The following is a 3,935-nucleotide window of genomic DNA, read 5'->3' on the forward strand; positions in this document are numbered from 1 at the left end:
CGGTAACAAAAGCATCTCCAGCGATTAAAAAATCGTCCGTATTTCGAAATAGAGATATATGTCCTGGAGTATGTCCTGGAGTATGTATCCAGCTCCATCCAGGCATATGGGGTACACTACCATCCGCAGGCAACTCATGTATATAGTTACCTAAATTTATGCCCTTATTTGGAAAAAAAGGAGAAATTTTCGCTACAAATCCACCTTCCACAGATCCATCTGGATCTGGATAGTCTTTTCCACCATTTAAATAGGGGATTTCTAACTTGTGTGCATAAACTGGAACATCCCATTTTTTTACTAATTCAATTACAGAACCAACATGATCAAAATGACCATGAGTTAATATAATTGCTTTTGGTTTACTATGTTTGCCAAATTTTTCTTCTGCAAAATCTATGATTAGATTCATCGATTTTGGCATTCCCGTATCAATTAGAACCCATTCGTTTGGCTCTGTAGAATCACCAACAAAACATACATTAACAATTTTTATACATAAACAATAGATATTGGATGCAACTTCGATGCTCTCTCCATTGCCAAGAGAAGTTAAAGGTAAAATTGTTTCATCTAAATTACTTTTCAATTCTTGATTCAATTTTTCATCCATAAGAGCAAACTCCTTTTTCCATTATGCTCTTTAGTATGTAGAATTACTGAAATAATATTACCTTCAATCTCAACATCATCCTTTCTCTGTATTTCTACAAAAAGAATAACGTTTTTTTCGTTATAAGAATACAGATTTATCTTAGCTTGATGTACCCCCTAAATGAAAAAAATTTTCCCCAGTTAGTCAGTTTGAGAAATCAGCTCATTTTTTCGTTTTGGGAGATCTTCTTTACTTTAAATTGGGTATGAACAAGCTGTATATTTGGCTCTTATTTCTATCTGGATTTCTGGTGTTTTTAATGCTGGATATTAATCATTGCAATAAGCTGTAGGAGATTTTTATATATCCACTTATTTTTGCAACCTTTTTATTCTCTCATTCGACTATATTAGTAAAGGGAGGAAGAAATAAAAATGGACATAGCCTATCTAGTAAAACAAGCAAAAAGAGGAAATGATCAAGCATTTGAACAACTTATTACTTTTGTTCGCCAAAAATTATATCGAACAGCTTATTCGTATGTAAGAAATGAACAAGATGCATTGGATATATACCAAGAAACAATTTATGAAGCATATCTTTCATTGAGAAAATTAAAAAAACCGGAGAAATTTCAAAGTTGGATTACCAAAATTCTTGTTTTTAAATCCATTGATTTTGTAAGAAAATCCTCTAGACAATTCGTTGCAAATGATGAAATATTCGCCAATTTATGTACAGAAGAGAGCATGAATAAATTAGAACAATCATTGGATTTAACTGAGGCATTTAATTTCTTAGATCCTACTTACAAAACTATTATTTTATTAAGGTATTATCACGATTTATCTATTAAAGAAATTGCTGAGGTTCTTAATTCTCCAGAAGGAACGGTAAAATCTCAATTACATCGAGCAAAGCAGTCCTTACGCCCCATTTTAAAGGAGGGATATAGTTATGAATAAAGAAGAATTTAATCACCATATCAATGATATTCCTATACCAGAAGATCGGTTAATTCAAAGAGAAAAAACAGCCATGCTTCAAGCTAAGAAAAATCAATACCGTAGAAAAAAAACAATCAAGTATTCTAGTCTTGTTGCTTGTGGAATATGTGTTTCGCTTTTAGGTTTTGGATTCATTTCTCCTGCTATGGCAAAGACATTATCGAGTGTTCCAGTTATAGGCCCTATTTATGCACAATTTAATGATATTGCTTCTGATAAAATTGAAAAGGACGAGCTTGCTGCATCAATTGAGAGACAAGATAACCATAGTGGTTTAACGATGAATGTAAAAGAAGCTGTTTACGATGGTGGACGTTTAGTTGTTACGGTGGAATACAAAGGAGAAAATATTGCTTCCAATAGCAATGAAGAGAAAGCTGGATTTAGTTATGTAACCATTAATGGGAAAGAAGAAGTCAGACCTGCAATTGGTTCTACTTCACAGAAGTCAACAGGACGAAACACTATTATTGAGCAGCATGAATTCACTCTGGCTAATTACGGTGAATTTGGTGATAAAATTGATGTTGCTGTCCATGGGAAAGATTTATTTGGAAAAACAGGAACATGGAACGTAGCATTTCCTCTTGCAAAAGTTGAAGGTGAGATTCGTAAATTCACTCCTAATATAAAAACATTAACGAAAGATAATCTGTATGCATTAACAGTAGACCAAGTGACGTTTTCTTCACTTTCAACGAGGATTGATTTGACCTTTGATTACCCAAAAGAAATGGAAATTAACGACAGTTGGCCAGCGTTTGATTATACTGTGACTGATGATAAAGGAAAAATCTACGAAGGAGGCAGCTTGCAAGTTGGTAGCACGGGACTTTACGGACACCATATTGTTTTAGCTCTTCCACCAATGGATAATCCTCCAAAATCCTTAACAATTGAACCTACGTATCTTAGTGGTTCAAATGATACATTAAAAAATGGAGGTGCTGAAGATTTAAAAATGACTGTTTTGCTACAATAATTGAAGGATTTTGCTATGTTTCTATGTCTATTGACTGCAAATAAGTGAAGTTATGTGAACACGAAAGTCCCCCAGTTAAACAATCTGGAGGATTTTTAATAGTCTTCTAAATACATTGAATCCCGATAATAAAGATTATGCAAACTAATGCAAAGTAAGTAAACACTTCCATATGTTTGTAATGGATTTTTGTACAAAGACAAGAAAATGCCCTCTATCAATTAATCAAAAATAGATGGGTGCTATAGACTTCATGAATTCTTTTTTTAACCGTTGTTCTTCTGATACAGTATTTTGTTACAACTAATTCAACTGATAAGACATTTCATATTTACAAAGTGAGGATCTTCATTTGACCAAAGATCCTCTTTATACTGAACATTAATTTATATATACTGTCTCTAGCTCCTTCAATAAACAGGTATTTATAAGGTTAAGCCGCCATCGACAACAACAATTGAGCCAGTCATATAACTAGCTTTTTCTGATGCTAAATAAGCGACCATTTCCGCAAGTTCTTCCGGAGCAGCATAACGGCCCATTCTCATATTTGGTATCTCTTCTGGGACATAACCAGATTTTTTAAACTGATCAGCAACACTAGCTGTTAAAGGTGTCTGTACACCCCCTGGGCAAAGTGCATTAATCCGTATTCCTTTTTTGGTATATTCTAATGCAGCACCCTTTGTTAAACCTATAACCGCATGCTTACTTGCAGAGTATACAGCTACGCTATGTTCTGCACGAATTCCTGCAGTAGAAGCAGTATTTATAATGGAGCCGGATCCTTGCTCATCCATAACTTTCAATACATATTTCATTCCAAGGAATATCCCCTTCACATTGACGGACATAATACGATCAAATTCTGATTCTTCAACCGTGGTGAAAGGAGCGAACTGTTGAATAATACCCGCATTGTTAAAAAATATATCAATACGTCCATACTCTTCAATAGCTGTATTTACATAGTTTTGTACATCCACACTCTTCGATACATCTGCTTGAATGAAAATTCCTTCTCCACCTTGTTGTTTAACCAGATTTAAAGTTTCTTCCCCTGTTTTTTTATTGAAATCAACCAAAACTACTTTCGCACCATTATTTGCCAATTTAATACTGCTAGCCCGTCCAATTCCACTTCCTGCTCCAGTAATAACAGCAACTTTATTTGTTAATTCCATGTTTCATTCCTCCTTATATTAATTGGCCATGTAAGCTACTAACGTAATTAATAGACATATCTTATGGGTACGGTCAAAGTTCATTTTAAATCCAAACATAATATGTCCCTTATGATTTGAAATGCGACATAATAAAAAAGAGAGTTAAATTGGTCATATCCCCGTCA

At 34.0% G+C, this 3,935-nt stretch carries 4 protein-coding genes; 2 read left to right on the top strand and 2 right to left on the bottom strand.

Annotation, left to right across the window (positions count from 1 at the left end):
- The coding region (locus tag CN288_RS25525) for an MBL fold metallo-hydrolase (RefSeq protein WP_441296572.1) at positions 1-601 on the bottom strand (601 nt) is incomplete at its 3' end.
- Between the two features lie 428 nt (positions 602-1,029).
- Between CN288_RS25525 and CN288_RS25530 the strand changes: the two genes are divergently transcribed.
- The gene (locus tag CN288_RS25530; protein ID WP_026591510.1) at positions 1,030-1,560 is read left to right on the top strand and encodes a sigma-70 family RNA polymerase sigma factor; all 531 of its coding nucleotides are present in this window, start codon (positions 1,030-1,032) and stop codon (positions 1,558-1,560) included.
- Positions 1,553-2,584 carry a DUF4179 domain-containing protein gene (locus CN288_RS25535; RefSeq protein WP_098303394.1) on the top strand — a complete coding sequence of 344 codons (1,032 nt, stop codon included), beginning with the start codon at positions 1,553-1,555 and terminating at the stop codon, positions 2,582-2,584. Before CN288_RS25530 ends, CN288_RS25535 begins: the two co-directional genes overlap by 8 nt.
- Before the next feature lie 425 nt (positions 2,585-3,009).
- On the opposite strand, the gene CN288_RS25540 is transcribed toward CN288_RS25535, so the two are convergent.
- Positions 3,010-3,768 carry an SDR family NAD(P)-dependent oxidoreductase gene (locus CN288_RS25540; protein ID WP_026591512.1) on the bottom strand — a complete coding sequence of 253 codons (759 nt, stop codon included), beginning with the start codon at positions 3,766-3,768 and terminating at the stop codon, positions 3,010-3,012.
- Positions 3,769-3,935: the final 167 nt, after the last annotated feature.

It is taken from the genome of Bacillus sp. AFS023182 (assembly GCF_002560575.1).
Taxonomy (GTDB): Bacteria; Bacillota; Bacilli; order Bacillales; family Bacillaceae_G; genus Bacillus_A; species Bacillus_A arachidis.

What these genes read in the sequence shown, in the direction of transcription:
- CN288_RS25530 (WP_026591510.1), top strand. Translation starts at nt 1,030, where the DNA reads ATGGACATAGCCTATCTAGTAAAACAAGCAAAAAGAGGAAATGATCAA.
- CN288_RS25535 (WP_098303394.1), top strand. Translation starts at nt 1,553, where the DNA reads ATGAATAAAGAAGAATTTAATCACCATATCAATGATATTCCTATACCA.
- CN288_RS25540 (WP_026591512.1), bottom strand. Translation starts at nt 3,768, where the DNA reads ATGGAATTAACAAATAAAGTTGCTGTTATTACTGGAGCAGGAAGTGGA.